General features: G+C 61.0%; 1 pseudogene. It reads left to right on the forward strand.

The features are described 5' to 3' along the window. Positions 1 to 182 precede the first annotated feature (182 nt). Positions 183 to 392, forward strand: a pseudogene (locus EN906_RS37110) (response regulator receiver protein); the annotation flags it as partial.

Genomic DNA, 392 nt, shown 5'->3' on the forward strand with positions numbered 1-392 from the left:
GATGGTCGATCCCTGGAAATACGGGGTCCAGAACACCAGGCTCCTGGTGCCGGCCCAACGAGGCAGTGCCGCGGCTGTCACACCCGATCAGGCGGCCGGTGCCAAGGCGTCGCAGTCCAGCACGACCAATTGATCCCACGGGCAAATGATCCAACGGTCGATCGACCTGACAGGCTGACAGAATGGCAAACGGCATCAAGACCAGGAAGATCCTGCTCGTATCGACCGACAGGACATTTGCGCAGGACACGCGCACCGCATTTTCCGCCTCCGAGATCATACAGCTCTCGACAGTGGAGAAGAACGTCACCGAGTTGCGCGGCGAGATCCAGGAAGCCGACTTCGGCGCCATCATCGTCGACATGGATGCGGCAAGGCTGGAGGAGGTCGAG

This window comes from Mesorhizobium sp. M7A.F.Ca.CA.004.06.1.1 (genome assembly GCF_003999135.1).
Taxonomy (GTDB): domain Bacteria; phylum Pseudomonadota; class Alphaproteobacteria; order Rhizobiales; family Rhizobiaceae; genus Mesorhizobium.